The 19,913-nt window shown below is 69.3% G+C and carries 17 protein-coding genes and 1 other RNA gene; 11 read left to right on the plus strand and 7 right to left on the minus strand.

All coding sequences use genetic code 11. From position 1 onward, the window contains the following. Positions 1-7: 7 nt before the first annotated feature. Together AB8810_RS10215 and AB8810_RS10220 are read left to right on the plus strand one after the other, a co-directional pair. Complete coding sequence (locus tag AB8810_RS10215) at positions 8-742, plus strand: SDR family oxidoreductase (RefSeq protein ID WP_369916416.1); 735 nt, start codon at positions 8-10, stop codon at positions 740-742. Then, on the plus strand, positions 736-2,187 hold the full coding sequence (locus AB8810_RS10220) for an efflux transporter outer membrane subunit (protein ID WP_206228834.1): 1,452 nt from the start codon (positions 736-738) through the stop codon (positions 2,185-2,187). Before AB8810_RS10215 ends, AB8810_RS10220 begins: the two co-directional genes overlap by 7 nt. Positions 2,188-2,463: 276 nt before the next feature. On the opposite strand, the gene AB8810_RS10225 is transcribed toward AB8810_RS10220, so the two are convergent. Together AB8810_RS10225 and AB8810_RS10230 are read right to left on the minus strand one after the other, a co-directional pair. Further along, positions 2,464-3,438: a GGDEF domain-containing protein gene (locus tag AB8810_RS10225; RefSeq protein WP_179565177.1), complete on the minus strand. Its 975-nt coding sequence runs from the start codon at positions 3,436-3,438 to the stop codon at positions 2,464-2,466. 288 nt (positions 3,439-3,726) lie between these two features. Continuing rightward, positions 3,727-4,773 (minus strand): LysR substrate-binding domain-containing protein, encoded by a 1,047-nt coding sequence (locus AB8810_RS10230; RefSeq protein ID WP_369916417.1) that lies wholly within the window; start codon positions 4,771-4,773, stop codon positions 3,727-3,729. Between the two features lie 108 nt (positions 4,774-4,881). On the opposite strand from AB8810_RS10230, the gene AB8810_RS10235 reads away from it, so the two are divergent. Further along, a complete protein-coding gene (locus AB8810_RS10235) occupies positions 4,882-5,466 on the plus strand; it encodes an FMN-dependent NADH-azoreductase (protein ID WP_369916419.1) in 585 nt (194 codons plus the stop codon). A gap of 268 nt (positions 5,467-5,734) precedes the next feature. On the opposite strand, the gene AB8810_RS10240 is transcribed toward AB8810_RS10235, so the two are convergent. Both AB8810_RS10240 and ssrA read right to left on the minus strand, forming a co-directional pair. Next, complete coding sequence (locus AB8810_RS10240; RefSeq protein ID WP_179565175.1) at positions 5,735-5,908, minus strand: hypothetical protein; 174 nt, start codon at positions 5,906-5,908, stop codon at positions 5,735-5,737. 632 nt (positions 5,909-6,540) lie between these two features. Next, positions 6,541-6,892: a transfer-messenger RNA gene (ssrA, locus tag AB8810_RS10245) on the minus strand. Positions 6,893-7,290: 398 nt separating this feature from the next. Here ssrA and AB8810_RS10250 point away from each other — a divergent pair. Further along, positions 7,291-9,807, plus strand: coding sequence for a S8 family serine peptidase (locus AB8810_RS10250; RefSeq protein WP_369916420.1), 2,517 nt, complete (start codon positions 7,291-7,293; stop codon positions 9,805-9,807). 169 nt (positions 9,808-9,976) lie between these two features. On the opposite strand, the gene smpB is transcribed toward AB8810_RS10250, so the two are convergent. Then, positions 9,977-10,480 carry an SsrA-binding protein SmpB gene (gene smpB, locus AB8810_RS10255; protein ID WP_003467984.1) on the minus strand — a complete coding sequence of 168 codons (504 nt, stop codon included), beginning with the start codon at positions 10,478-10,480 and terminating at the stop codon, positions 9,977-9,979. A 60-nt stretch (positions 10,481-10,540) separates the two neighbouring features. On the opposite strand from smpB, the gene AB8810_RS10260 reads away from it, so the two are divergent. Together AB8810_RS10260 and AB8810_RS10265 are read left to right on the plus strand one after the other, a co-directional pair. Further along, entirely contained in the window at positions 10,541-10,972 is a 432-nt protein-coding gene (locus AB8810_RS10260; protein WP_191824049.1) for a type II toxin-antitoxin system RatA family toxin, read from the plus strand. Continuing rightward, positions 10,969-11,232 carry an RnfH family protein gene (locus AB8810_RS10265; protein ID WP_179565173.1) on the plus strand — a complete coding sequence of 88 codons (264 nt, stop codon included), beginning with the start codon at positions 10,969-10,971 and terminating at the stop codon, positions 11,230-11,232. The genes AB8810_RS10260 and AB8810_RS10265 overlap by 4 nt, the downstream gene beginning before the upstream one ends. Before the next feature lie 27 nt (positions 11,233-11,259). On the opposite strand, the gene AB8810_RS10270 is transcribed toward AB8810_RS10265, so the two are convergent. Beyond that, on the minus strand, positions 11,260-11,658 hold the full coding sequence (locus AB8810_RS10270) for an outer membrane protein assembly factor BamE (protein WP_179565171.1): 399 nt from the start codon (positions 11,656-11,658) through the stop codon (positions 11,260-11,262). A 103-nt stretch (positions 11,659-11,761) separates the two neighbouring features. On the opposite strand from AB8810_RS10270, the gene fur reads away from it, so the two are divergent. Beyond that, positions 11,762-12,184 (plus strand): ferric iron uptake transcriptional regulator, encoded by a 423-nt coding sequence (fur, locus tag AB8810_RS10275; protein ID WP_179565169.1) that lies wholly within the window; start codon positions 11,762-11,764, stop codon positions 12,182-12,184. A gap of 482 nt (positions 12,185-12,666) precedes the next feature. Here the strand turns inward: fur and recN are convergent, their stop codons facing one another. Next, positions 12,667-14,334, minus strand: a complete 1,668-nt coding sequence (gene recN / locus AB8810_RS10280; RefSeq protein WP_179565167.1) for a DNA repair protein RecN — start codon at positions 14,332-14,334, stop codon at positions 12,667-12,669. Positions 14,335-14,446: 112 nt separating this feature from the next. Between recN and hrcA the strand changes: the two genes are divergently transcribed. The 4 genes from hrcA to dnaJ all read left to right on the plus strand — a co-directional run bounded on the left by hrcA (position 14,447) and on the right by dnaJ (position 19,561). Further along, positions 14,447-15,505, plus strand: coding sequence for a heat-inducible transcriptional repressor HrcA (gene hrcA, locus AB8810_RS10285; protein WP_179565165.1), 1,059 nt, complete (start codon positions 14,447-14,449; stop codon positions 15,503-15,505). Between the two features lie 175 nt (positions 15,506-15,680). Then, a complete protein-coding gene (gene grpE, locus AB8810_RS10290) occupies positions 15,681-16,202 on the plus strand; it encodes a nucleotide exchange factor GrpE (protein WP_179565163.1) in 522 nt (173 codons plus the stop codon). Positions 16,203-16,351: 149 nt separating this feature from the next. Continuing rightward, on the plus strand, positions 16,352-18,271 hold the full coding sequence (gene dnaK / locus AB8810_RS10295; RefSeq protein ID WP_206228837.1) for a molecular chaperone DnaK: 1,920 nt from the start codon (positions 16,352-16,354) through the stop codon (positions 18,269-18,271). A 150-nt stretch (positions 18,272-18,421) separates the two neighbouring features. After that, complete coding sequence (dnaJ, locus tag AB8810_RS10300) at positions 18,422-19,561, plus strand: molecular chaperone DnaJ (RefSeq protein ID WP_179565159.1); 1,140 nt, start codon at positions 18,422-18,424, stop codon at positions 19,559-19,561. The last annotated feature ends 352 nt before the right edge of the window (positions 19,562-19,913 follow it).

The raw sequence follows: 19,913 nt of genomic DNA on the forward strand, positions 1-19,913 counted from the left end.
CATCCGCATGAACACGACCCACAAGATCGCCCTCGTCACCGGCGCCACCCGCGGCATCGGCCTGCATACCGTGCGCCAGCTGGCCGAGGCCGGCGTGCACACGCTGCTGGCCGGCCGCGATTCCACCCGCACCACGGCCGCCGCGCTGGAACTGCAGGGCGAAGGCTTGCCGGTGGAGGCGCTGACCCTGGATGTCACCGACGCCGCCAGCATCGCCGCCGCGGTGGCGGCGGTGCAGGCGCGCCATGGCCGGCTCGACATCCTGGTCAACAACGCCGGCATCATGATCGACGATATGAAGCTGGCGGTCTCGCAGCAGAGCCTGGAGACCTGGCGCACGACCTTCGACACCAACGTGTTCGGCCTGATCGCCGTCACCCAGGCATTCCTGCCGCTGCTGCGCGCCGCGCCCGCCGCGCGCATCGTCAACGTGTCCAGCCTGCTCGGCTCGCTTGCCCTGCACAGCCAGCCCGGCTCGCCGATCTACGACTTCAAGGTGCCGGCCTACAACGTGTCCAAGAGCGCGGTGAACGCGTGGACCGTGCAACTGGCCTACGAACTGCGCGACACCCCGATCAAGGTCAACACCATCCACCCCGGCTACGTGAAGACCGACATGAATTCCGGCGAGGGCGAGCTGGAAGTGGCCGACGGCGCGCGCAGCAGCGTGATGATGGCGCTGCTCGACGCCGATGGCCCGACCGGCAGCTACACCCATGTGGGCCAGGTGCTGCCATGGTGATCCGTCCCGCGATCGGCGCGCTGGCGTTGGCGCTGCTCAGCGCCTGCGCCAGCGTCGGCCCCAACTACCGCGCCCCGGAACAGGCGCCGGTGACGCTGCAGGGCGCGGCGGCACCGGTGTTCGCGACCGCCTCGCCGGTGGCATCGTGGTGGGCGCAGTTCGACGACCCGGTGCTGGAACAGCTGGTGCACCAGAGCCTGGTCGCCAACCTCGACCTGCGCATCGCTCTGTCGCGGGTGCACGAGGCGCGCGCGGTCTTCGCCGAACGGCGCCTGGACCAGGCGCCGCACGTCACCGCCAACGGCGACTACAGCCGCGGCAAGGCGCCGGATGCGGACGCCGGCGGCGCGCGGGTGCTGACCGAGAGCTACAGCCTGGGCTTCGATGCCGGCTGGGAACTCGATCTGTTCGGGCGCCAGCGCCGCGCCACCGAGGCGGCGCGCGCCGACCTGGAAGCCGAACAGGCCGGCATGGCCGATGCGCAGGTTACCGTGGCCGCGGAAGTGGCGCGCAACTACTTCGAGTTGCGCGGCGCGCAGAAGCGCATCGCGGTGGCGCGCACCACGCTGGACAACCTGCGCGATACCCAGCGCCTGACCGAGACCCGCTGGCAACTGGGCGCCGGCAGCGAACTGGACGTGCAGAGCAGCCGCGCCCGGCTCAAGGCGATCGAGGCCGACATCCCGTTGCTGGAAGTCAGCGAAGCGCAGGCCCGGCATCGGCTGGCGGTGCTGCTGGGCCGCCCGCCCGGCGCGCTGGACGAGCTGCTGGCGCCGCGCGCGACGCCGGCCTATGCGCGCGCGCTGCCGCTGGGCGATACCACCCAGTTGCTGCGCCGGCGTCCCGACGTGCGCATCGCCGAGCGTCGGCTGGCGGCGGCGACGGCGCGGATCGGCGTGGCCACCGCCGACCTGTTCCCGCGGATCAGCCTCAGCGGCTTCGTCGGCTTCCTGTCCGGCGATGCCGGCTCGCTGCTGCAGGGCAGCAGCAAGGCCTGGTCGCTGACCCCGTCGATCAGCTGGGCGGCGTTCGACTTCGGCACCGTGCGGGCGCGGCTGCGCGCCAGCGAGGCGCAGGCCGACGGTGCCGCCGCCGACTACGAGAAGGCGGTGCTCGGCGCGCTGGAGGATACCGAGAACGCGTTGACCTCCTACGCCAAACAGCAGGCGCGGCTGGCGATCGTCGCCGAGCAGGCGCAAGCGGCGGGCCGTGCCGAAGCGCTGGCGCAATTGCGCTACCGCGAAGGGTCGGAGGATTTCCTGACCCTGCTCGATACGCAGCGCACCAAGCTGTCCGCCGACGATGCCCTGGCCGATGCCGAGGCGTCGGTCAACGTCGGCGTGGTGCGGGTGTACAAGGCGCTCGGCGGCTGGGGCCAGGATGCGGTGCTGCCGCCGGAGGTGGCGCTGGCGACGCCGCCTGCGCCGGCGCCAGTTCCGCGCTGACCGCCAGGGCGTTTTCTCGCTGCTGTTCACGGCCGCCGGTCTCTCGCTGGCGGCGCGACCCCAGTCGCGTTGGGCGGTAGCGAAAACGCCCAGCGCGACTGAGCAGCGCATGGCAGGCGAGGGTGCTGCGGCCGGCATGCCGCGGCAGCTGCGCGGCAGAGGATGGTGCGACCGCGCATGGCGGCAACATCGCCATGCAGGCCGATGCCGATCCTGCTGCCCTTGCCCAGGCATCGGCGGCAGCGCGGCCCGCTGGCGCACCACCGGCGCCAGCGATCACCCCTCGATCAGGTCGTCGGCGATCACGTAGGTGTCGCGGCCGCCGTTCTTGGCGTGGTACAGCGCCGCGTCCGCGCGCGAGAACCAATCCTGCCAGTGTTGCTCGCCGCACAGCATGGCCGCGCCGAGGGAGACGCTGATGCGGCCGCCGGGGCCGCGCAAGGCCTCGCGCGTGACCTGGTGCAGGCGCTTGGTGAAGGCGGCCAGCTCGCTGCGCGACTGCACGCGCGTCACCACCACGAATTCCTCGCCGCCGAAGCGGAACACCTCGTCCGGCGCGCGCACCTGGAAGCGCAGCAGTGCCGCCAGCTCGGCCAGCGTGCGGTCGCCGGCGGCGTGTCCGTAGAGATCGTTGACCTCCTTGAAGTGATCGATGTCGATCACGATCAGCCCATGCCGGCGCGGCTTGCGGCGCGCATCGGCCACGCGCTGCGACAGGCTGCGTTCCAGCATGCGCCGGTTCGGCAGCCCGGTCAGCGCGTCGTTCGACGCCAGCTGTTCCAGCTGCACGCGGTCGCCCTCCAGGCGCAGCGACAGCACGTAGCCCAGGCCGGTGATCAGCAGCGATACCGCGAGCAGCGAGAACGTGTGCTCGGTGCCGAGCAGGGTGCCCGGGGTGACCAGCATGATCACGATCAAGGTGGCGTTGCAGGCCAGCCCGACGCCGCGCGCGACCACGAAGAAGTTGCTCATCATCGCCAGGTACAGCCACGGCACCGCGGCCTGGTGCAGGGCATGGCTGGCCAGCGCGCTGCCCAGCAACCAGCTCAGGGTCAGCAGCGCGTCCATGCGGCCGTCGCCGCGGCGCAAGGCCAGCGAGGTGGCCAGCGCCGCCAGGCCGGCCAGCGTGGCGCCGGCGGCGGCGCTCCAGGCGTGGCCCTGGAGCCACTGATAGGCCCCGAACAGCAGCAGCACCGCGGCGGTGGTCGGCCCCAGGATCTTGATGATGCCGAGCCGGAAGTGTCGGCGCATCGATGCGCTCACGGCCGGACGGCGCTCTGCGTGGCGAGCGCTATCGGCTTGGCAACGACACGCTGGGGAACGGGGAGAAAGGCGTGCATGCGGGCATCGCGCTGCGTTAGGGTCGCAGTGAACAGGCAAATTCTGTGCCGTCCGCCGCATCGGCTGCGTGAGTGCGGCAGGGCGGGGAGATCGCGAGGCAGCTGGCGTCGCCCCGGTCGTGGCCGCGTGCCGGTTCGCCTTGCCCCGTATCGGCGCAAGGCGTGAGCCGGCGCAGCGCCGGCGTCGCACCCGCGCGCTTTACTCCCGCACAGGCATAGGCGCAGCTGCCGCCGCGGGCCCGGGCCCGGTGCCGGCGACGCGGGCGGTGTGCGGCCTGGCGGCCTGGCTCGGGTCGGGCGCCAGCCGCTGGCAGTCGTGGTGGAACGTGGCCTGCGGCAGGCGTTCGGCCAGGAAATCGACGAAGCTGCGGATCGCCGGCAGCAGGCCGCGGCGGCTCGGGTAGACGAAATGCAGCAGGCCCTGGGCGGTGCTGTAGTCCGGCAACACCCATTCCAGCATGCCGTTGGCGAGCAGCGGGGCGCAGAATTCCTCGGGCAGCAGCGCCACGCCGCAGTCCTGTACGGCCGCGGCCATGAGCACGGAGAAATCGCCGCTGACCAGCCGCGGCGTCATCTCCACCGCGGTCTTGTTGCCGTCGTCGTCGAGCAGTTCCCACAGCTGCGCGCCCTCGTGTTCGAACATCGACAAGGCCGGCAGCCGGGCCAGCTCCTGCAGCGTCTGCGGACGGCCCTGCGCGTCCAGGAACGCGCGGCTGGCCACCAGCATGCCGCGCGCATGGCCGATGCTGCGCACCACCAGGGTGGCATCGGTATCGAGCTTGTCGCGCACCCGGATCGCCACGTCGTAGCCTTCGCCGATCACGTCCACGCGGCGGTTGGTCGCGGTGAGCCGCACCTGCACCTTGGGGTGTGCGAGCAGGAACGCCGGCAGGATCGGGCCCAGCACGTTCTGCGCCAGCGACACCGGGCAGCTGACCCGGACCACCCCGCGCGGTTCGGTGCGCAGTTCGTCGACCGCCTCCTGCGCGGCGCGCGCTTCTTCCAGCACCGCGCGGCAATGCTGGTAGAAGCGCGTGCCGACCTCGGTGACCACGAAGCGGCGCGTGGTCCGCTGCAGCAGGCGCACGCCGAGCCGCTCCTCGAGCTGGGCGACGCGCTTGCTCAGCCGCGACTTGGGCAGGCCCAGCGCCCGCCCGGCGGCGGAAAATCCGCCGTGTTCGACCACCGAGGCGAAGAAATACAGATCGTTGAGGTCGTGCAGGACGCCGTCCATCGTCGGGATCATCGTTTCTCGTTGCGAACGATCAGTGTACTTCAGGCGGACTAATCGTTCGATTGTTTCGCGCGTATCGTCTCCGCCATGCCGCTCCGCGGCCAACGCAAAGGAACCTCCATGAAACTCCTGCACATCGACAGCAGCGCGCTCGGCGCGCATTCCGTCTCGCGCGGGCTGACCGCGGCCATCGTCGCCGAGTTCGTCGCCGCGCATCCGGGCGTGGACGTCGCCTACCGCGACGTGCACGCCGCGCCGCTGAGCCACTGGGCGCCGCCGGCCGGCGATGCCGACCCGGCAGCCATCGAAAACAGCCAGGTGCTGGAAGAGTTCCTGGCCGCCGACGTCGTCGTGGTCGGCGCGCCGATGTACAACTTCGGCATCGCCAGCTCGCTGAAGGCCTGGATCGACCGCCTCGCCGTGGCCGGCAAGACCTTCCGCTACGGCGCAGCCGGTCCGGAAGGCCTGGCTGGCGGCAAGCGCGTGATCGTCGCGTCCTCGCGTGGCGGCATCTACAGCGCAGGCAGCCCGGCTGCGGCGCACGATTTCCAGGAGACCTACCTGCGCGCGGCATTCGGCTTCTTCGGCATCACCGACATCGCGTTCGTCCGCGCCGAAGGCGTGGCGATGGGCGACGACCATCGCACCCAGGCGATCGGCGGCGCGATCGCGGGCATCGGCGGCTTGTTGCGCGAGGCGGCGTGAACCGTCGCTTCGCGCGTTGCCGGGACGTCTGCCGGTAGGGCGGGGCATCGGTGAGGCAAGAGCGGTCGGCGCAAATATGCCCGGCCGCTTTCGCATGTGTGCTGGAGTGGCGCGTGTTTCGCGCAGAGCGTCGGCGACAGCCAGCATGGCCTCGATGGCAAGACTGCGCATGGGCCATGCCGCAGAGATCGGGATGCGCCCGTCGATCCGATGGCGTCCATGCCACCGCGCGCGGCCGTTGCCGGCGCCAGCCGGCGCCGTGGCTGCTCTACGGTGTTTCGCCGTCGATCAGGCGCATGCCCTGCGGGCTGAGCGCGATGTCGCCGTCTTCGCCTTGCGCGGCATGGTTTTCGCGCACCGCCCAGTTCGCCTCTTCTTCGGTGACCGGCTTCGTGGCGTGGATGTCTTGCAGAATGCGCAGTTGTTCGCGGGTCAGTTGCATGGCGCACCAGGGTGGCAATCGATGCCGTCACCGTACAGGCCGCGCGTGATGGGTATGTCGCCGGCATCGGCCTGGGCTGGCTGCGTTTCTTCGGGCGGCGCAGCGCCACACACCGTCCATTGTGGGATCCGCAACGCAAGTCTGGATGCCGCCCCGCGCATGTCGTCGTTCCGACATGCCGCGAGGACATGTTCCTAACAGTGCCTGCCGCATCCTTGCCCTACCAGCTGTGCGGCCGTAGGTAAAATCTCAGGGCTGCTTCAAGGGTGCAGGCATCCGCGGCTGGACCATTTCCTTTCGACGTATTGCAGATGCCCCACCGCTGGGCGTCTGCAGTCTTCTGCTGCGCCGTGCGCTACCGGCGCTCCCGTAACCACTCGCGGCAACTCCGATCCGCTCGCTTGCAGCATCGAACTGACGTGCTGGGCGACGCGGTTAGCTGCGAAGCCTGCCCGTCGCGGTCGCTCCGCGATGGTCGCGCCTATCCCGGAGCCCCACCGCAGATGCATCGCTGTGCCGTCAACGGCGTCCTGTCGGTGGCGGGGGGTACAAACAAAAAAGGCCGGATTGCCCTGGAATCCAGGAAAATCCGACCCTTGTCGTACGTCCGCGAATTGCTGCGAACGTTCAGATGGTGGAGGTGGGCGGAATCGAACCGCCGTCCGAAGGCACTCCATCCCCGGCACTACATGCTTAGCTCATCGTTGGATCTCATCCCGGAACAGCACGATGTGCGAAGCGCATCCCGGGACCAGCCTGCTTTATTTAGCCAATGGCTGACAGGCAGCCACCACCGGCGATTCCGTGATAATGACCCTACGTCGCGAGCACGGACACAAGCGATTTCGGGGCTAGGCCTTAAGCGGCCAGTGCGTAGTTGTCGTCGTTGGCAACTATAAGTTTGCTGCTGGATTTACGAGGAAAGCGGCCCCCTCGGCATGCGCCAAGCGATTTTGCAACCCCCGTCGAAACCAGTGCACCCCCGGGGAAAACGTAAAACGCTGACCGACACAGTGTAGGGATCGGGGAGGGCAGTCACAAGTCTTGCGACAGGGGCGGCTTAAGCTGGCTTCACTCGGCGCGGCAGCTGGCGGTAGGCGCCGACGGATCTCCCCCAGGCATGGAGCACCGCGATGGCAACCAGGCAACAGCGTGCGCGCGACGGCGGGCGCGATGGGAAACGAGCAGCCGCGGCAGCGGTCGCCGCAGCGAAACCAGCGAACGCGTCCGTCCCGGCCGGCCGGGCAGGGCCTGCACGGCAGGGCGTTGCGGCGAAGAAGGCCAAGCCCAAGAAGGCCGCCGCGCAGCGGGCCGAGGCGAAGAGCGCGGGAAAGACGGCCGCTCGGTCGAGCGGGCCGGCGCGGCGCAGCGCGGCGAAGACAGTGGCTGGCGACAGATCCAGGACAGGCGCGCCCAAGGCGGCCAAGCCCAAGACAGTCAAGCCCAAGACGGGTAGATCCGGGGCAGCCAAGCCGGACGCCGCCGCCAAGCGCGCGCCGTCGTCTCATCGCGGCACAGATGCCGCCACCGCCGCCAGCGTTCAGGCCCCTGCGCGCACCACCAGGCCCAAGGCCACCGGCGAAGGCTCGCTGGCACAGGGCCAGGCGCGCACGGTCATCTACATCCATGGCATCGGCAACAAGCCGCCGGCCGAGGTGCTGCGCTGCCAGTGGGATCGTGCTCTGTTCGGCCGCGAGATGGGCGAGCGCACGCGCATGGCGTACTGGGTCAGCCGCGAGCGCTATCCGTCGCCGGAACCGGGCAGTTGCCAGGACCAGGACCGCGGCCCGGCGCTGAACCAGGCCGAGCAGCGGGTGCTCGGCGCGCTGGGCGTGGTGCCGCAGCTGGCCGATCTGCGCCAACTGGCCGATACGCTGGCCGGCAGCGACGCCGAACGCGCGCGCCTGCGGCAGTTGCTGGACGAGGTGCAGGCCGCCGCGCCGGAGGCGGCCGGCCTGCATGCGCAGGGGCCGATCGACGTGCTGAACCGGATGCTGCTGAAACTGATCTCCGCCGCGCTGCTGCAGGACGTGCACGATTTCTTCTTCGTGCCGGCGCGGCGCGCGCAGATGCGCGAAAGCCTGCTGCAGCGCATGCGCGCCGGCGGCGGTCCGTTCGTGGTGGTCGCGCACAGCCAGGGTTCGCTGATCGCCTACGACGTGCTGCGCGAGTTCGAGGCCGAGGGCTGCGAAGTGTCGCTGCTGCTGACCCTGGGGTCGCCGCTGGGCCTGCCGGTGGTACGCAGCATGTTCAAGCAGTGGACCGGCACGCCGAAGTTGCCGTTTCCGGCCTGCGTGAAGCGTTGGGTCAACGTCGCCGAGCGGCGCGATCCGGTGGCGCTGGACGACGATCTGAGCGACGACATCGCCGATGCGCAGGGGCGCTTCCACAACATCGCCGGATCGCGCATCAACCCGGATTGGCAGCGCAATCCGCATTCCGGCTCCGGCTATCTGTCCATCCCCGAGGTCCGCGCCGAGGTGCGGCGCGCGGTGGGCGTGGGCTTCGATCAGCCGATCGCGCATCCGGTGCTGATCAAGGATCTGTCCGACCAACTGGAGGCGCACGCGCCGGACTATCGCCACGAGGTGCTGATCGAGCTGGACCGCCTTCCGGACGCGCGCGAGCCGGCGCAGTTGAAGCGCGATCTGGTCGCGGCGCTGCGCGAGCTGACCCAGGCGTCCACCGGATTGCACGGCGAGGCGCTGGACGCGGCGATCGAGCTGGAAGACACGCTGCAGCGCTACGTGTCGGCGCGCCTGACCCGGTTCGAGATCGAAAGCCTGCGCGAGCGCTATCGCACGTTGAACCTGAAACGGCTGTGGCGCGACGCCGGCAAGCGCGCCCTGATCTACCAGTCGCGCAGCACCGTGCAGGCCGACGCGGCGCAGGTGGCGTACCGCGCGCTCGGCACCGGCATCGGCTGGGCGGTGCTGGACAGCGGCATCGCCGCGGCGCATCCGCATTTCCAGCAGCCCGGTCTGCCGGAAACGGTGCTGGCGCAATGGGACTGCACGCAGCGCGGCCGCGCCCGCGAACTGCGCCGCCGCGACGGCGCCGGTTTCGCCGCGCTGGACGGCAACGGCCATGGCACCCACGTGGCCGGGATCATCGCCGGGCAGTGCGAGGCGCCGCTGCCCGGGGCGGCGCCGGCCACGCCACTGCGCTTCGCCGGCATGGCGCCGCAGGCGCGGCTGTACGGGCTGAAGGTGCTGGACGACGACGGCAACGGCCGCGACTCGTGGATCATCAAGGGCGTGCAGCAGGTCGCCGAGATCAACGAGCGCGCCGGCGAGCTGGTCATCCACGGGGTCAACCTGAGCCTGGGCGGCTACTTCGATGCGGAAAGCTACGGCTGCGGCTTCACCCCGCTGTGCAACGAACTGCGCCGGCTATGGCGGCAGGGCGTGGTGGTGGTGATCGCGGCCGGCAACGACGGCCTGGCCTGGCTGATGCAGGACGATGGGCAGGCCTACCCGATGAACCTGGACCTGAGCATCGGCGACCCGGCCAACCTGGAGGAGGCGCTGGCGGTGGGCTCGGTGCACAAGAGCAGCCCGCACAGCTATGGCGTGTCGTATTTCTCCTCGCGCGGCCCGACCGCCGATGGCCGGCACAAGCCGGACCTGGTGGCGCCGGGCGAGAAGATCGTCTCGGCCCACCATCGCTACGACGCCGATGACCCCAGCACCTGGATGGTGGAGATGAGCGGCACCAGCATGGCGGCCGCGCACGTGTCCGGGCTGATCGCCGCGTTCCTGTCGGTGCGCCGCGAGTTCATCGGCTTCCCGGACCGGGTCAAGCAACTGCTGCTGGACCAGTGCCTGGACCTGCAGCGCGATCCCTACATGCAGGGCCGCGGGTTGCCGAGCCTGATGCGGATGCTTGGCGGGACGTGATGGGGTGCCGGGAATCGGGAATGGAGAAACGGGAATTGGAAAGCGGCATTGCGGCCTATGCGTTGTTCCGCCGCAGATAGGCAAGCATTCGGCACCCTTCGGGGGTAGTGGGGCGTGCAAGGAACCTGCTTGTCACCATTCCCGATTCCCCACTCCCCATTCCCAGTTCTCACGCATTTTTATTGTGCCGCCGCATGATCCGCTGCTTGTCGCGGGCCCAGTCGCGGTCCTTGGCGGCATCGCGCTTGTCGTGGTCCTGCTTGCCCTTGGCCAGCGCGATCTCGAGCTTGATCTTGTTCTTGCTCCAGTACATCGCGGTGGGCACCAGGGTGTAGCCGTCGCGCTCGACGCGGCCGATCAGCTTGTCGATCTCGCTCCGGTGCAGCAGCAGCTTGCGGGTGCGGCGGTCGTCGGCGACCACGTGGGTGGAGGCCTGGATCAGCGGGGTGAACTGCGCGCCGAACAGGAACAGCTCGCCCTGGCGCACGAACGCGTAGCTCTCGCCGATGTTGGCGCGGCCGGCGCGGATCGACTTGACCTCCCAGCCCTGCAGGGCCAGGCCGGCTTCGTAGCGGTCCTCCAGGTGGTATTCGTGGCGCGCACGCTTGTTCAACGCGATGGTCTTGTTGGCCGTCGCGCCGTTTGCTTTATCCTTGGCGGGTTTCTTGCTCATCTTGCTATTGTCTCCGATTCGGGGCCTCCCGAACGTCTTGGTCCACTTTCCCCGCACCGAATGCCTATCATCCGCCGCAGCGCCCTGGTCGAACACCCCGCAACGCGCATGTTCGACCTGGTCAATGATGTCGCCGCCTATCCGCGCCGCTTCGCCTGGTGCGATGCGGCGCATGTGCTCGAGCACAGCGACCAGTACCTGGTGGCGCGGCTGGACCTGGGCGTGGGCTCGTTCCGCACCTGGTTCACCACCGAAAACCGGCTGCAGCGCCCCGACCGCATCGATATGCTGCTGCGCGACGGCCCGTTCAAGCGCCTGCAGGGGCAGTGGGAGTTCCAGGGCTTCAACGAGCATGCCAGCAAGGTCAGCCTGACGCTGGACTTCGAGCCGGCCTCGCGGTTGCTCGGGCCGGCGCTGGCGCTGGGCTTCCAGAGCCTGGCCGACCGCATGGTCAACGACTTCGTGCGCGTGGCCGACCGCGAAGACGCATGAGCGGGCTGCGGGTCGAGGTGGTGCTGGCCTGGCCGGAGCGCTTCGTCGCGCGCACGCTGCAATTGCCCGAAGGTTCCACCGTCGCCGATGCATTGAGCGCAGCGGCCTTGGCCGAGGCGACGCCGGGCATGCCCTGCGCGATCCATGGCAGCGTCGCCGCGCCGACCCAGCTCCTGCACGATGGCGACCGGGTCGAAGTGCTCAGGCCATTGCTGGCCGATCCGAAGGACGCCCGGCGGCGGCGCGCGAAACCGCGCTAGCGCCGCCAGGCGCGTTGCCGGCGCCGCTTACTCGCTGCGGCGCTGCTTCTTCTTGTCCTTGGCCAGGTTGCGGCCGAACTGGCGCACGCTGTTCTTGGCCAGCTCCGAATCGTTGTCCGGGAAATAGTCGCCTTCCCAGCGGGTCACCGTGTCGTTGTCGAAGTAGACGACGAAATTCTTGATCTCGGTCCGGCCAAGGCGATCGAGGCGCTCGGTCGAGGTGTAGTCCCAGCGTTGGGCATGGAACGGATCCGGGATCGACGGGGTGCCGAGCAGCGCGTTGACCTGCTGCTTGCTTTGGCCGACCTTGAGCTGATCGACGGCCCCCTGCTTGATCAGGTTGCCTTGGTAGATAGGCTGCTTGTAGATGATCCCGCAGCCAGCGGTGGACAGGGCAACAGCGGCGACCAGCAAGAGATTGCGCATCGGGGACAGTACTGAGGGAAATCGGGTCGATGATACACTCCCGACGACCGCCGCGACCCATCCCGAGGCAGCTGGCGCTAAACCAGCTATGAACGGAGACGCCATGGAATCCCACGATCTGCGCAAAGTCGGCCTGAAGGTCACGCATCCCCGGATGCGCATCCTGGAGCTGCTCGAGCAGAAGTCGGCGCGCCACCACATGACCGCGGAAGAGATCTACCGCCAGTTGCTCGATCACGGCGACGAGATCGGCCTGGCCACGGTGTACCGCGTCCTGACCCAGTTCGAGGCGGCCGGCCTGGTGCTCAAGCACAATTTCGAAGGCGGCCAGGCGGTGTACGAACTGGACCGCGGCGGCCACCACGACCACATGGTGGACGTGGATACCGGCAACGTCATCGAGTTCGAAAGCGCCGAGATCGAGGAACTGCAGCGCAAGATCGCCGCCGATCACGGCTACGAACTGGAAGAGCACTCGTTGGTGCTGTACGTGCGCAGCAAGCGCCCGGCCGGCAAGAAGGGCTGAGCCGCCGCCCCTGCGTGCGGGCGCGGGAGCGGTTCGGGTTCGCCCGGGAGCGTCGCCACCTGGACATGGCGCCGTAACCGTTGCGGACCCGACTCCGTTCGTCGCGACTGAAGTTGCTCCCACCGGGGCTTGCGGCTGGCCGGCTGGGTGCACTAGGGAGCGACTGCCGGTGGCTTTGGTATCGGTCCTGATTGTTTCCGAAATCGGTTGGCTGGATGGCTTCGTTCGTCGCGGTTGAAGCCGCTCCTACAGGGGCGCGCGACGAACCGGCTGGGTGCACTGTAGGAGGGGCTTCAGCCCCGACCCGACCCCATCCGAAGCCTGCAAGCTTCCTATCACCTGATGGCTCGGGACTCCCCAGTGCATGCGCGCGGGGACACCCCACGCGACCGAGCCGAAATCCAGGCCGCCAGCCCGGCGGAACGGTACTGCAGGCGCTTCAACAGTGGCGTTAGCGTGGCCGAATCCAGGAACAGCCGCTCTCAGCCAGCGCTCTGCAGCAGCCGCTTGGCCGCCGCGCGGGCTTCCTTACTGACCTCGACCCCGCCCAGCATCCGCGCCAGCTCTTCCTCGCGCTGGCGCGGCGCCAGCAGTTCGACCGAGCTCTGGGTCATGCCCTCGACCGGGGCCTTGCTGACCCGGTAGTGGGCGTGGCCCTGCGCCGCGACCTGCGGCAGGTGGGTCACGCACAGCACCTGGCGCTGCTCGCCGAGCGCGCGCAGCTTCTTGCCGACGATGTCGGCGACCGCGCCGCCGATGCCCGAGTCCACCTCGTCGAACACCATCGTCGGCACCGCGTCCAGGCCCAGCGCGGCGACCTCGATCGCCAGCGAGATGCGCGACAGCTCGCCGCCGGAGGCGACCTTGCGCAGCGCCCGCGGCGGCTGGCCGGCGTTGGCCGCGACCAGGAATTCGACGCGCTCGGCGCCGGCCGGGTCGGGGCGCTCGGCCTCGTGCGGCTCGAGCTGGATCTCGAAGCGCCCGCCGCCCATGCCCAGTTCGCCGATCAGCGCGGTGGTGTCGCGCGACAGCGCCTGCGCGCCGCGCTGGCGGGTGCCGCTGAGCGCGGCGGCGGCGTCGCGCCAGGCCTGGGTGGCGCGGGCGATCTCCGCATCCAGCACGTCCAGCCGTTCGCCGGCCCCGCGCAGGCCCTCGACCTCGGCCAGCAGCGCGTCGCGGTGCTCGCCCAGCGTGTCCGGGGTGACCCGGTGCTTGCGCGCCAGGTCGTGCAGCCGGCCCAGCTTGCGTTCCATGTCCTCGAACTGCGCCGGATCGGCATCGAGGTCGTCGCGCACCCGGTCGACCAGCGCCAGCGCCTCTTCCAGCTGGATCGTGGCGCTGTCGATCAGCGCTTCGACCTCGGCCAGGCGCGGCTCGTATTCGCCCACCTTGCCGAGTTCGTGGCGGGTCTGCTGCAGCAGTTCCAGCACCGCCGGCGCTTCGTCGCCGTTGAGCCGCTGCGCGGCGCCCTCGCAGGCGCCGATCAGCGCCGCGGCGTGGGCCTGGCGGCGATGGTTGGCGTCCAGCGCGGCGATCGCCGCCGGCTCCAGGTCCTCGCGCTGCAGCTCGGCCAGCTGGTGCTCGAGGAAGCCGATGCGGTCGGACACGTCGCCCTGCGCCAGCAGCGTCTCGCGCTCGGCCAGCAGCGCCTGCCAGCGCGCGGCGGCGGCGCGCACCGCGGCGCGTTCGGCCTCGTTGCGGGCGTAGGCGTCGAGCAGGCCGAGCTGGCTGCCGCGCGACAGCAGCGCCTGGTGTTCGTGCTGGCCGTGGATCTCGACCAGGTGCCCGGCCAGTTCGGCCAGCTGCGACAGGGTCACCGGGCGGCCGTTGATCCAGGCGCGCGAGCCGCCGTCGGCGCGAATCACCCGGCGCAGCTGGCATTGGTCGTCGTCGTCGAGCTCGTTCTCGCGCAGCCAGGCGCGCGCCGGGGCGGCCTCGGGCACGGCGAATTCGGCCGACAGTTCGGCGCGGTCGGCGCCATGGCGGACCACGCCGCTGTCGGCGCGCAGCCCGGACAGGAAGCCGAGCGCGTCCACCATCAGCGACTTGCCGGCGCCGGTTTCGCCGGACACGACGGTCATGCCAGCGCCGAATTCCAGTTCGGTGCCGCGGACGACGGCGAAATCCTTGATCGAGAGATGTCTGAGCATGGGGGTCGGGATCCAGGGGCGCGCAACGCTAGCACGCGGGGGTAGGTGGGCCAATGACTTGCCAAGCCGGCATGCAGCCATTATCTAGTGTCCAGTCTCACGGATTGATTGCATGCGCGCCTCCCCGGTCCACTCCTCGCTCGACCCACGCGCCCGGCAGCTGTTGCGCACGCTGATCTCGCGCTATATCCGCGACGGCGAACCGGTCGGCTCGCAGACCCTGGCCCGCCACGCCGGGCTGGACGTGAGTCCGGCGACGATCCGCAACATCCTCGCCGACCTGGAGGACGCCGGTCTGCTCAGCTCGCCGCACACCTCGGCCGGGCGCATTCCCACCGCCACCGGCTACCGGGTGTTCGTCGACAGCCTGGTGCAGATGCGCCCGCCGGGCGAGGGCGAGGTGGCGCGGCTGCGCGCGGAGATGAGCAATGCCGCCGGCACCCAGGCGCTGCTCGGCAGCGCTTCGGAGCTGCTGTCGGCGATGACCCACTTCGTCGGCGTGGTCAGCGCGCCCAAGCGCGAGCAGTTCGCGTTCCGGCATATCGACTTTGTGCCGCTGGACGCGCGCCGGGTGCTGGCGATCCTGGTGTTCGCCGACAACGAGGTGCAGAACCGGGTCATCGAACCGCGCAAGGCCTACGAACCGGCCGAGCTGGAACGGGTGGCCAATTACCTGAACGCGCATTTCGCCGGGCGTGCGCTGGCCGACATCCGCGCCAGCCTGGTGCGCGACCTGCGCCACGCGCGCGACGAGATGGAGCTGCTGCTGGCGCACAGCGTGGAGCTGGCCGAGCAGGCGCTGGCCCCGGCCGGCGACGACATGGTGCTGGCCGGGCAGACCAAGCTGATGGGGGTGCAGGACCTGTCGGACCTGGAGCGGCTGCGCGAGCTGTTCGAGATCTTCGCCAGCAAGCGCGAGATCCTGCAGCTGCTGGAGCGCACCATCCGTGCGCCGGGGGTGCGCATCTTCATCGGCGAGGAAACCGGGGTGGTGCCGCTGGAGAGCGTGTCGCTGGTCACCGCGCCGTACATGGCCGGCGGCCAGGTGCTGGGCGTGCTGGGGGTGATCGGCCCCAAGCGCATGGACTACGACCGGGTGATCCCGCTGGTGCAGACCGCCGCCGAAGTCCTGGGCGCGGCCCTGGACCCGACCCCGCCGACAGAGCGCTAGCGCGCACGGCAGTGTGGCCAGCCGGCGGCAGCGGCCCCGCGGTCGCCGCCTGCTTTTCCCATTCCCGATTTCCGCCTCCCCATTCCCCAAATGCAACACAGCATCTTGAATCCGCCCCGCACGCCCACATAGGTGGTCCGGTAGGGCGGGTGCATCTCCCGCCAGGGAACCGGAAATGAACCAAGACCACCCCGAATTCGATTCTGAACACCTGTCCGAGGCGCAGCAGCCGGCGACCGATCCGCTGCAGGCGCAGATCGAGACGCTGCGCACCGAGCTGGCGCTGCTCAAGGCCGACGTGCTGCGCGAGCGCGCCGACCTGGAAAACCAGCGCAAGCGCATCGCCCGCGACGTCGAGCAGGCGCGCAAGTTCGCCAACGAGCGCCTGCTCGGCGACCTGCTGCCGGTGTTCGACAGCCTGGACGCCGGCCTGAGCGCCGCCGGCAGCGAACCCAGCCCGCTGCGCGACGGCCTGGAGCTGACCTACAAGCAGCTGCTCAAGGTCGCCGCCGACAACGGCCTGACCCTGCTCGACCCGACCGGGCAGCCGTTCAACCCGGAACATCACCAGGCGATCAGCCAGGCCGAGGCCGACGGCGTCGCCCCCGGCCATGTGATCCAGGTGTTCCAGAAGGGCTACCTGCTCAACGAGCGCCTGCTGCGGCCGGCGCTCGTGGTGGTCGCGAAGCACGATTGACGCGTGGCGGCGGCGGTGCGCGCCTGAATCGGGCGCGGCCGCGGCAGAACGCTAATTTGCGGTGATGGCTTGAATGACCTGCGGCCATCCCTATATCCGAACCAGACCCCGGCAGCGGCCGGACACCAGAAATTTTCAGGAGTCATCCAATGGGCAAGATCATCGGCATCGACCTGGGCACGACCAACTCGTGCGTGGCGATCATGGACGGCGGCAAGGCCCGCGTCATCGAAAATTCCGAAGGCGACCGTACCACGCCCTCGATCGTCGCCTACACCAAGGACGGCGAAGTGCTGGTGGGCGCCTCGGCCAAGCGCCAGGCGGTCACCAATCCGAAGAACACCTTCTACGCGGTGAAGCGCCTGATCGGCCGCAAGTTCACCGACGCCGAAGTGCAGAAGGACATCGGCCTGGTGCCGTACGGCATCGTCCAGCACGACAACGGCGACGCCTGGGTGGCCACCGCCGACGGCCGCAAGCTGGCCTCGCAGGAAATCTCCGCGCAGGTGCTGGAGAAGATGAAGAAGACCGCCGAGGCGTTCCTGGGCGAGACCGTCACCGAGGCGGTCATCACCGTGCCGGCGTACTTCAACGACAGCCAGCGCCAGGCGACCAAGGACGCCGGCCGCATCGCCGGCCTGGACGTCAAGCGCATCATCAACGAGCCGACCGCCGCGGCGCTGGCCTACGGCCTGGACAAGGGCCAGGGCGGCGATCGCAAGATCGCGGTGTACGACCTGGGCGGCGGCACCTTCGACGTGTCGATCATCGAGATCGCCAACGTCGACGGCGAGAAGCAGTTCGAAGTGCTGGCCACCAACGGCGACACCTTCCTGGGCGGCGAAGACTTCGACAAGCGCGTCATCGACTACCTGGTCGAGGAATTCAACAAGGACCAGGGCATCGACCTGCGCAAGGATCCGCTGGCGCTGCAGCGCCTGAAGGATGCGGCCGAGCGCGCCAAGATCGAGCTGTCGTCCTCGCAGCAGACCGAAGTCAACCTGCCGTACGTCACCGCCGACGCGTCGGGCCCGAAGCACCTCAACATCAAGCTGACCCGGGCCAAGCTCGAGGCGCTGGTCGAGGACCTGGTCAAGCGCACGATCGAGCCGTGCCGCACCGCGCTCAACGACGCCGGCCTGCGCGCCAGCGACGTGACCGAGGTGATCCTGGTCGGCGGCCAGACCCGCATGCCGAAGGTGCAGCAGGCGGTGGCCGAGTTCTTCGGCAAGGATCCGCGCAAGGACGTCAACCCGGACGAAGCCGTGGCGCTGGGCGCGGCGATCCAGGGCGGCGTGCTGGCCGGCGACGTCAAGGACGTGCTGCTGCTCGACGTGACCCCGCTGAGCCTGGGCATCGAGACCCTGGGCGGCGTGTTCACCAAGATCATCGAGAAGAACACCACGATCCCGACCAAGGCCTCGCAGACCTTCTCCACTGCCGAGGACAACCAGTCCGCGGTGACGGTGCACGTGCTGCAGGGCGAGCGCGAGCAGGCCCGCTACAACAAGTCGCTGGCCAAGTTCGACCTGTCCGGGATCGAGCCGGCGCCGCGCGGCCTGCCGCAGGTGGAGGTGTCCTTCGACATCGACGCCAACGGCATCCTGCACGTGTCGGCCAAGGACAAGAAGACCAACAAGGAACAGAAGGTCGAGATCAAGGCCGGCTCCGGCCTGTCGGACGACGAGATCCAGCGGATGGTCGCCGACGCGGAAGCCAACCGCGAGGAAGACAAGAAGTTCCATGAGCTGGTGCAGGCGCGCAACCAGGCCGACGGCCTGATCCACGCCACCCGCAGCGCGATCACCGAGCACGGCAGCAAGGTCGGCGGCGACGTGATCGGCAAGGTCGAGTCGGCCCTGGCGGACCTGGAAACGGCGATGAAGGGCGACGACAAGGGCCAGATCGAGGCCAAGACCAAGGTGCTGGAAGAAGCCGGGCAGTCGCTGTACGCGGCGGCGGCGGCCGGCGAGCAGCCGGGCGCTGCGCCGGGCGGCGCGCAGGCCGCGGCCGGCGACGACGTGGTCGACGCCGAGTTCACCGAGGTCAAGGACGACAAGAAGGCGTGATCCAGGCTTAGGGAATCGGTTCTCGAAGGAGCGGTGCTCAGGCTCCGCTCCTTCGCCGTTTTAAGGTTCCCGGTTCCATCGCCGCTATGACTATCGCTACAGGATGCCCGTTTTGAACCATTCCCCATTCCCCATCGCCCATTCCCAGCCATGAGCAAACGCGACTACTACGAAGTGCTGGGCGTGGCCCGTACCGCCAACGACGACGAGCTGAAGAAGGCCTATCGCCGTTGCGCGATGAAGTTCCACCCCGACCGCAATCCTGGCGACCACGCCGCCGAGGCGGCGTTCAAGGAGTGCAAGGAGGCCTACGAGGTCCTGTCCGACGGCAACAAGCGGCGCATGTACGACGCGCACGGCCATGCCGCGTTCGAGCACGGCATGGGCGGCATGGGCGGCGGTGGCGGTGCTGGCGGCCCGGACATGGGCGACATCTTCGGCGACATCTTCGGCAACATCTTCGGGGGCGCCGGCGGCGGTGGCGGCCGCGCGGCGCGGCGCGGCGCCGACATCGGCTACGTGCTGGAACTGGATCTGGAAGAGGCGGTGGCCGGGATCGAGCGGCGCATCGAGATTCCGACCCTGGGCGAATGCGAACACTGCCACGGCAGCGGCTCGGAAGACGGCAAGGTGGAGACCTGCACGACCTGCCAGGGGCGCGGCCAGGTGCGGATCCAGCGCGGCATCTTCGCGATGCAGCAGAGCTGCCCGCATTGCGCCGGGCGCGGCCAGATCGTGCAGAACCCGTGCGGTACCTGCCACGGCGCCGGTCGCGTCGAGGAAACCAAGGTGCTGTCGGTGAAGATTCCGCCCGGCGTGGACAACGGCGACCGCATCCGCCTGTCCGGCGAAGGCGAGGCCGGTCCGGCCGGCACCCCGCCTGGCGATCTGTATGTGGAAGTGCGGGTGCGCGAGCATGCGATCTTCCAGCGCGACGGCGACGACCTGCACTGCGAAGTGCCGATCCGCATCTCCCAGGCCGCGCTCGGCGACACCGTGCGCGTGGCCACGCTGGGCGGCGAGGCGGAGATCCGCATTCCGGCCGAGACCCAGACCGGCAAGCTGTTCCGCTTGCGCGGCAAGGGCGTGCGTTCGGTGCGCAGCCGCAGCGAGGGCGACCTGTACTGCCGCGTGGTGGTGGAAACCCCGGTCAATCTCACCGCCGACCAGCGCAAACTGCTGGAGCAGTTCGAATCCACCTTCACCGGCGAGGATGCGCGCAAGCATTCGCCGAAGTCGGCGACCTTCATCGACGGGGTGAAGGGGTTCTGGGACCGGATGACGTCGTAGAGCCGGGATTGGGGATTCGGGATTGGGGATTCGCAACGGCGGGTCCCTGGCGGCGGTCGCGAGTGTGTGGACCGGTGGAAGAGGCACGTGCAGGGTGAGAGCCCGGTACGTGCCTTTTCGGTTTTCTGGATTGCGATCGATTGCGTGCGAATCGAATGCCGGTTTCGAGAGGGATCGCCGCTGTGCTGCTGTTACCAATCCCCAATCCCGCATCCCGATCCCAGCCCTTGAACTACGGCGATGCACGGAAGGGGTTCTGGGACCGGATGACCTCCTGATCCTTCCGCGCGGGCCGCGTCGGCGCAATGCCCACGCGGCCGCGCTGGCGGCGCATCGCTAGCGTGCGCTGTCT

The sequence above is a fragment of the Xanthomonas sp. NCPPB 3005 genome (assembly GCF_041228095.2).
In the GTDB taxonomy this organism is placed as follows: Bacteria; Pseudomonadota; Gammaproteobacteria; order Xanthomonadales; family Xanthomonadaceae; genus Xanthomonas_A; species Xanthomonas_A bonasiae.

What these genes read in the sequence shown, in the direction of transcription:
- AB8810_RS10260 (WP_191824049.1), top strand. Translation starts at nt 10,541, where the DNA reads ATGCCTATCATCCGCCGCAGCGCCCTGGTCGAACACCCCGCAACGCGC.
- AB8810_RS10225 (WP_179565177.1), bottom strand. Translation starts at nt 3,438, where the DNA reads ATGCGCCGACACTTCCGGCTCGGCATCATCAAGATCCTGGGGCCGACC.
- AB8810_RS10230 (WP_369916417.1), bottom strand. Translation starts at nt 4,773, where the DNA reads ATGATCCCGACGATGGACGGCGTCCTGCACGACCTCAACGATCTGTAT.
- dnaK (WP_206228837.1), top strand. Translation starts at nt 16,352, where the DNA reads ATGGGCAAGATCATCGGCATCGACCTGGGCACGACCAACTCGTGCGTG.
- AB8810_RS10270 (WP_179565171.1), bottom strand. Translation starts at nt 11,658, where the DNA reads ATGCGCAATCTCTTGCTGGTCGCCGCTGTTGCCCTGTCCACCGCTGGC.
- grpE (WP_179565163.1), top strand. Translation starts at nt 15,681, where the DNA reads ATGAACCAAGACCACCCCGAATTCGATTCTGAACACCTGTCCGAGGCG.
- AB8810_RS10235 (WP_369916419.1), top strand. Translation starts at nt 4,882, where the DNA reads ATGAAACTCCTGCACATCGACAGCAGCGCGCTCGGCGCGCATTCCGTC.
- dnaJ (WP_179565159.1), top strand. Translation starts at nt 18,422, where the DNA reads ATGAGCAAACGCGACTACTACGAAGTGCTGGGCGTGGCCCGTACCGCC.
- smpB (WP_003467984.1), bottom strand. Translation starts at nt 10,480, where the DNA reads ATGAGCAAGAAACCCGCCAAGGATAAAGCAAACGGCGCGACGGCCAAC.
- hrcA (WP_179565165.1), top strand. Translation starts at nt 14,447, where the DNA reads ATGCGCGCCTCCCCGGTCCACTCCTCGCTCGACCCACGCGCCCGGCAG.
- AB8810_RS10220 (WP_206228834.1), top strand. Translation starts at nt 736, where the DNA reads ATGGTGATCCGTCCCGCGATCGGCGCGCTGGCGTTGGCGCTGCTCAGC.
- AB8810_RS10265 (WP_179565173.1), top strand. Translation starts at nt 10,969, where the DNA reads ATGAGCGGGCTGCGGGTCGAGGTGGTGCTGGCCTGGCCGGAGCGCTTC.
- fur (WP_179565169.1), top strand. Translation starts at nt 11,762, where the DNA reads ATGGAATCCCACGATCTGCGCAAAGTCGGCCTGAAGGTCACGCATCCC.
- recN (WP_179565167.1), bottom strand. Translation starts at nt 14,334, where the DNA reads ATGCTCAGACATCTCTCGATCAAGGATTTCGCCGTCGTCCGCGGCACC.
- AB8810_RS10240 (WP_179565175.1), bottom strand. Translation starts at nt 5,908, where the DNA reads ATGCAACTGACCCGCGAACAACTGCGCATTCTGCAAGACATCCACGCC.
- AB8810_RS10215 (WP_369916416.1), top strand. Translation starts at nt 8, where the DNA reads ATGAACACGACCCACAAGATCGCCCTCGTCACCGGCGCCACCCGCGGC.